Origin of the sequence: Streptomyces sp. NPDC050743, assembly GCF_044456925.1 — a bacterium.
Lineage (GTDB): Bacteria > Actinomycetota > Actinomycetes > Streptomycetales > Streptomycetaceae > Streptomyces.
Genome location: NZ_JBITGJ010000218.1, coordinates 1 through 6,364 on the forward strand (window position 1 = coordinate 1; position 6,364 = coordinate 6,364).

Sequence of the window (6,364 nt, forward strand, 5' to 3'; positions counted from 1 at the left end):
GCGCCCCCCCGGGGCGGGGCGGGGGGGGGGGGCGGGGCGGGGGGCGCCCCCCCCCCCCCCCCCCGACCGCAGCTCTCGGCGACGCGGAGGGCGTCGTGCAGGGCCTCGGGTGAGGCAACGGGCCAGGAAGCGCAGCTGCCGGCCGCTCCAAGCCGGATGGCTGGAGCCCACATCACCCGCCCCCTTGAAGGCCAGATCGACGAGCTCCATCACCTCACGGCGCCCCTCATCAACATGTCCACGCTTCGGTGCTGGGAGAAATCTGGGAGAAGATCTTCTCCCAGCGCCTCTCGGGCGCCCTGGCAGACCAGCTCATACCAAAGGCCTGACCTGCATGAACACCTCCGAGGTCAGGTGGGGAACCCACCCTGCCCTTATTCGGGACGAAGAGGTCGGTTCACCAGGCTGGCGACAGCAGAGCACGGAGCCCGGGCCGTCTCTGGGCCGTGCGGGGGTGCTCAACGACGACCAACGCTGACAACCACCGACGGCTAAGTCGCAGGTCGCAGCGTTGATCGATTACACGGCCGCAGGTCGGAGACCTGGCCTTTCACATCTTCGACCACTGATCGCGTTCGATGGAGGTGACGAGGGTCTACAGCTGGGCGGCTGACTGCGACTTTTATGGCCTCCGCGCCGGACTGGCGGATCGAACGATGAACCCGTTGGTGAACTCCTCAGGGCTCATGTTCATCAGCCGCGTCGCAGCGCAGGGCCCTCCTAGTCAGTGCGTGACGCGTGCGGCGAGGAGAGCGACATCGTCGTGGAAGGTCCGTCTTCGGCGGTGGGTGAGCAGCGCGTCGCACAGGTGCGGCAGCGGCTCGGTGGCGTGAGCGGCGGCGATCTGGGCGACGTGACGCATACCGTCCTCCAGGGTGCCGGCGGGGTGTTCGACCAGCCCGTCGGTGTGTAGCAGAACCGTGGAATCCGCAGGGAGGACGTGTTCGTTGTCGGGCCTGGGCAGGCCGGGGTCGACGCCGAGCGGCAGGCCCACCTCGGAGTGCAGATAGCGAGCCTGGTGATCGGCGGTGACCAGCAGGGGCGGCAGGTGGCCAGCGCAGGACCAGCGCATCAGCCTGCCGCCGTCGGTCGCGGGTTCCAGGCGGGCCACCTGCACGGTGGCCAGTGGGCCGCCGTGCAGTTCGTGCAGGACTTCGTCGAGGCGGCTCAGGATGCGGCTGGGGGGCTCACGCTGGTCGAAGGCGATCACCCGGAGCATGTTGCTGATCTGGCTCATGACGGTAGCGGACTCCAAGCCGTGGCCCATCACGTCGCCGCCCATCAGGCACGGCACCTTCCCGGAAAGGTGGATCACGTCGTACCAGTCCCCGCCGATCCTGGGAGCCTCGGTGGAGGGCTCGTAGCGGGCTTCCAGCTCCAAGCCCTCCAAGTGCGGCATCCGGGGCAGCAGGCGACGCTGGAACTCCTCCGTCGCCAGCCGCAGCCGCTCATACAGACGGGCATTCTCGATGGCCACGCCGGCAGCGCCGGCCAGCGCGGTGACGACGTCCTGGTCCTCGTCGGTGAACGGGCCGTCCGCCTTGTCAGCCAGGTACAGATTGCCGTAGACGGTCTCCCGGACCCGGATCGGCACCCCGAGCAAGGTGGTCATGACCGGATGGCCCGCAGGGAAGCCGACCGCGTGGGGATGGCTGGCCATGTTGTCCACGCGCAGCGGGCGCGGGTCACGCACCAGGTCACCGAGCGGGCCGATACCATGCGGCAGCACACCCCCAGCCACCCGGCACTGATCCGCTCCGAACCTGAAGTGATCAGCTCGGCAAAGTCCCCCTCCTCGTCCAGTACACCGACCGCGGCATACCGGGCCTGGACCAGCTGCCTGGCGGTGTCCGCGATGGCATGCAGGACCACATTCAGATCCAAAGCGCTGCTGACGGTGAGCACCGCATCCAGCAACTGGCGCATCCGCCCCTGCGCGCGAACGGCCTGGTGCAGACCTGCCTGGATCCGCTCCAGGCCCTTGACGCCAAATCGCGCGCTGTGCCCGACCGGCCCGCCAGACTGGTCGGGGACACGCTCCCTGACATCCTCGTGCCTTCCCGCATCACCACGAGTACCCGATGAGGCACGCATATCAATCACGTGTGTGCTGGCTGGAGCACGACGAGCCGTGGACCATGGAGTCGGAACTCATATCTCAGCTCGACCTGCCGCTGAACCTCGACAAGCACCGCCACAACGGCCTCCACGGCCGCCTCAAGGAGCTGCGTGGCAAAGCGCGCGACCGGGCGAGAGCAATGCCCATCAGCGCATAGAGCGTCCGGCTGACATCACCAACTGACATCAACGGCGCCGAACCAGAGCGGACGACGGCGGCTTGGCGGTAGCAGGAGGACTGCTTTTGGCCCTTGGAGTAGCAACGCGGCAGCGCGCACATAGCTACGAATGAACTCCTAAAGCGGTGCTCACAGCGGGTTCTCCCCCAACGCACGAGCACCCTCCCGGGCCATCCTGGGGCCGTGGAAGGGCGCTCGATGGTGACCAACGTCGACAACTGCCGACAGCTCGGCAGCAGCTCAGGGCGTAGATCCGCTAGGCGGCCGCAGGTCACGGCCGCCGATGATCAGTTGTGGCTGAGCTGAACTACAGACCGTCACACTCGATCAACGAGCCATCGGGCCCCAGCGTGTAAACGCGCGGCGGCGGCATCGCTTCAACCGCCCTGCGTAGCGCGGCTTCCTGCTGCGCAGGATCAGGCCCCTGGGGGTCTCGTACGTGGAATCCGTACAACGCGATGGCCTCCGCGTCGACATCATCAGGCTGCGGACGGCCTTCCAGAATGAAGCCGCAGAGCGCGCGCAAGGCGTCCTCGCCCAGGTCCAAGGGGTGGAAGGGCAGAGCGTAGGGCTCTTCCTCCTCCCCCGGCCAAGGAACGACGTCGGCCGGCCGGTCTCCGGCCCAGTACGGCACTTCGAAGGGGAGCGGTTCGCCGATGTTCTCGATGATGCCGCTGTCCGGGGACAAGCTCAGGGAACGGACGAGGCGCCCGTCCTCCCATACAGCGAACGCCAGCCAGTCGACAACGCTGTGCATCGCGTGCAGGACAAGCCGTCGGCCGGCGCTTGCGGCCACAAGGTGTTCCGGGAGCTGGGAGGGAGCGTCGATCATCACCCTCTGATCGCCGATGACGTCCACGCCTGGCCAGCTGGCCGCGTACGCCGTTCCCTTCGGGGGGTAGACGCCGTCCCCGAGATCCGAGCCCGCACACTCTTCAATCTCCCAACCCGGGTAGAGCCGCCCCATCATGGCGGTCGTCCGGTCCAGGTCCGCCGCGTCCACCTGCCGCAGCAACTCCGGCGCGTCACCGTCGGAGTACACCAGCAGTCCCGTCTTGGCTCCCAAAGCCCCTCCCCCAGAGCGCTGCCGTCCATGGGCGAACGCACCATAGCCGCATGCTCTGACAACAGGAGTGGCTCAGTCAGCTGCCTGGCTGGGCCGTCCCTGGGCCGTGCGAAGTCACCCGACGCCGACCGACAACGACAGAAGCCCACGGCATCCGACAAGGTCAGAGCCGTGGGCTTCCTCAGTCCCGCTGATCAACAGGACCGGTGATCAGTAGACCGGCATGTCAGGCCCACACACGGCGTGCCTGACGGCAGTGACGGCAACGCTGACGGCAACGACGGCGGACGGCAGCAGCGCTCGGCGGCCCGGCACGGGAGCGGCACGGGACGATTCGACCGCCCCACCACGGCGTGCCCGCATCTTCTAAGCGCCTGTCCCGCCGAGTCCCGCCGGGTGCGGCACCAGAGGCACTGCACATCGAAGCACGGATCCCACACCACAGACGCCCGGTCCGGTCGCAGCTTCCGACACACCTCCGACACACTCCGGGTCGCAGATGCCCTCCGACACACTCCGCCGCAGGTCAGAGAGCTATGAGGGGCGATCTACGCATTCACTCCGGAGCCGTTGCCGTACAGCAGCGGAGTACAGCACACCGCAATCGCGGCTGACTGTCAGAAGCCGTCGATGGCGGGCTGACCAGCCCACCAGACCTCTCTGCCTGCGAACGTGCTCGCCGTAGGGGAGCAGGTCGACGTCCCCTTGTGGCTTTGCGGGTTCGGGGCGGCGGATCACTGCCGGGGGTGTGCACCGGCTTGTCCCCCTTTCACCCTGGCAGCAAGAGACCCCGGCCGGTAACCATCCGGCCGGGGTCTCTCTATGCGTTGTTACTCGGGGCGGATGTGCTCCGCCTGCGGGCCCTTCTGCCCCTGCCCGACATCGAACGTGACCCGCTGGCCCTCTTCCAGGGAGCGGAAGCCGGAGGCGTCGATGTTCGAGTAGTGGGCGAAGACGTCGGGGCCGCCGCCGTCCTGCTCGATGAAACCGAAGCCCTTTTCAGCGTTGAACCACTTGACGGTGCCGCTGGCCATGTCTGTCTCCCTCAAGGAAATTCGGAATCCCGCACCGTGCGGGATCCGGAGGTGATCGCCTTGGTCCGGAGAGGCGCTGAACAGCAAGGACGCCCGAGACGTGTGTCACGGGCGAACGGACTTCGGAACCACGACTACTTGTACCGACGCTACACCGGGCGAGGCCGAAGATCACAGGCCTTATGGGATCGCGTAGGCGAATCTCTAGCGTCACCACGGCCGTTATCGGCCGACGTCGCGGCGGCTGCGGACGGCCTTCCACGCCGGCCGGTGAGATCGACGACCATCATTCCGTCTGCAGCCTCGCGGACGAGGATCCAGCCCTTCGCCTTGCTGTCTTCTCAGCCGAAACCGATCCAAAGCGGTCGCGCGACAGTGCTGTACAGCAGCGAAGTACAGCAACCTCTGCACCTACGCCTGACCGCCACAGGCCCCAGGCGACCGGCTGACGTACCCAGGAGACCTCAACGACCGTCACGCCCATAGTTCGCATCGAGGGGGTCACACAACGGGAACCACTAGCGGCCCCGGGGCATCTCTGGGGCCGTCTGTGGGCCGTCTGTGGGCCGTCCGAGCGCGGCACCGGGTGCCTGAACACATCCTGACTGCCGCCGTGGATCACCCGCCCCGCCCGTCCCGTGCGCGCACCATGGCTCCATGCACACGCACGCATATGGTCTCCGCATAGCGGTCCTCCGTCCCGCCCCTGCCCCCGCGACGGAAGAAGACCGCCATGCACGCACCCGTTCCGACCGCCAGCCCGGCGCCCACTGACCGCGCGAGCGCCTGGCTGCGGCGCAGTCTGGGCCGGGCCGTCGTCCTGTCCTACGCCGCAGCCCTGCTCGTGCCGGGCCCCGGCCTGTGGCTGCGCCACCCCCACGCACTGCCGCTCGGACCGCTGATCCGACTGCCGGTGTCCACCGCACCATGCCTGCTGTGGCTGGTGCTGTTCTCATCCGGACTCCAAGTCCCCGTCCGTGATCTGGTCCGAGTCCTGCGGCGCCCGAGTGCACTGCTCGCCGGGCTTGCGCTGCACCTGGCGATCCCGTTGCTGGTCATCCCGCTCGTCGCGGTCCTGCTGCACGCCTCGCCCGACACCGACGGCGGCAGCGGCCTGGTCACCGCGATGATCCTGATCGTGGCGATGCCCGTGGCGGCTGGCGCCACGGTGTGAACCGGCAAGGGCGACGGCGACCAGCCGACCATGGTCGGCCTGGTCCTCGCCTCTACCCTCATCAGCCCACTCACCACACCTCTGGTGATCGAGCTGCTGTCTCCGCTGCTCAGTGGCGGCTACGCCAGCTCGCTCGCCGCGAGTATCCACACTGCGGGCGGTGGCTTCACCTTCGTCGGTGTGGTGCTGCCCTGCGCGGCGGGCATCCTGGTCCGGCTCGCCCTGCCCGCGTCGTTGCTCAGCCGGGCGCTGGGCGCAGTCGTGCCTGCGGCCCTGGCCGGCTCGCTGGTCCTGACGTACGTCAACGCCAGCGGCGCCCTCGGCTCCTTCGTCGCTAGGCCACGCCCGCTGCTGCTGGGCGCCGCGCTGGTCGTGGCGGCACTGGTCTGCCAGCTGTCGTTCGTGCTCGGCCGCTGCGCAGCGCGGCTGCTGCGGCTGGACCCGCCCGCCGCTTCCTCGCTCACCCTCGCCTGCGGCATGAACAACAGCAGCACCAGCGCCGTACTGATCACCGCCGTGCTCCCGGACAAACCACACCTACTGCTCCCGGTCCTCGCCTACGGCCTGCTCCAGAAGACAGCCGCCAACCGAGTCGTACGGGTCGGGCCTTCCACGGTGTTGCGTTCTATTGCCTAGAACATCGCGGTCCCCGGCCCGACGCCGGGACCCACAGGACACCGGTGCGCGCAAGCTGTCGCAGCGTCTCTAATCAGCTAAGCGATCCCATGCGGACCGTGAGGTCTGACACGGGTTCTGCCCACCTGGGCGGGGACGCATGAGCGTGGAGATGGAA

5 protein-coding genes and 1 pseudogene are annotated in these 6,364 nt (G+C 68.0%); 2 read left to right on the forward strand and 4 right to left on the reverse strand.

The annotated features are described in order from the left end of the window. Positions 1 to 724: 724 nt before the first annotated feature. Both ACIBJF_RS51390 and ACIBJF_RS51395 read right to left on the reverse strand, forming a co-directional pair. Positions 725 to 1,693: a SpoIIE family protein phosphatase gene (locus ACIBJF_RS51390; RefSeq protein WP_399184792.1), complete on the reverse strand. Its 969-nt coding sequence runs from the start codon at positions 1,691 to 1,693 to the stop codon at positions 725 to 727. Beyond that, the gene (locus tag ACIBJF_RS51395; protein WP_399184793.1) at positions 1,609 to 2,103 is read right to left on the reverse strand and encodes a hypothetical protein; all 495 of its coding nucleotides are present in this window, start codon (positions 2,101 to 2,103) and stop codon (positions 1,609 to 1,611) included. The genes ACIBJF_RS51390 and ACIBJF_RS51395 overlap by 85 nt, the downstream gene beginning before the upstream one ends. A 2-nt stretch (positions 2,104 to 2,105) precedes the next feature. Here ACIBJF_RS51395 and ACIBJF_RS51400 point away from each other — a divergent pair, with 2 nt between their 5' ends. Further along, the gene (locus tag ACIBJF_RS51400) at positions 2,106 to 2,276 is read left to right on the forward strand and encodes a GIY-YIG nuclease family protein (RefSeq protein WP_399184794.1); all 171 of its coding nucleotides are present in this window, start codon (positions 2,106 to 2,108) and stop codon (positions 2,274 to 2,276) included. Between the two features lie 328 nt (positions 2,277 to 2,604). Here ACIBJF_RS51400 and ACIBJF_RS51405 read toward each other — a convergent pair whose 3' ends face one another. After that, positions 2,605 to 3,363 carry a DUF6928 family protein gene (locus ACIBJF_RS51405; protein WP_399184795.1) on the reverse strand — a complete coding sequence of 253 codons (759 nt, stop codon included), beginning with the start codon at positions 3,361 to 3,363 and terminating at the stop codon, positions 2,605 to 2,607. A gap of 830 nt (positions 3,364 to 4,193) precedes the next feature. Continuing rightward, complete coding sequence (locus ACIBJF_RS51410) at positions 4,194 to 4,397, reverse strand: cold-shock protein (RefSeq protein WP_141360305.1); 204 nt, start codon at positions 4,395 to 4,397, stop codon at positions 4,194 to 4,196. 733 nt (positions 4,398 to 5,130) lie between these two features. Here ACIBJF_RS51410 and ACIBJF_RS51415 point away from each other — a divergent pair. Continuing rightward, positions 5,131 to 6,207: pseudogene (locus tag ACIBJF_RS51415) on the forward strand (sodium-dependent transporter). The last annotated feature ends 157 nt before the right edge of the window (positions 6,208 to 6,364 follow it).

Bases quoted from the DNA above. Each gene is read 5' to 3' on its own strand.
- ACIBJF_RS51410 (WP_141360305.1), bottom strand. From the start codon at position 4,397: ATGGCCAGCGGCACCGTCAAGTGGTTCAACGCTGAAAAGGGCTTCGGT.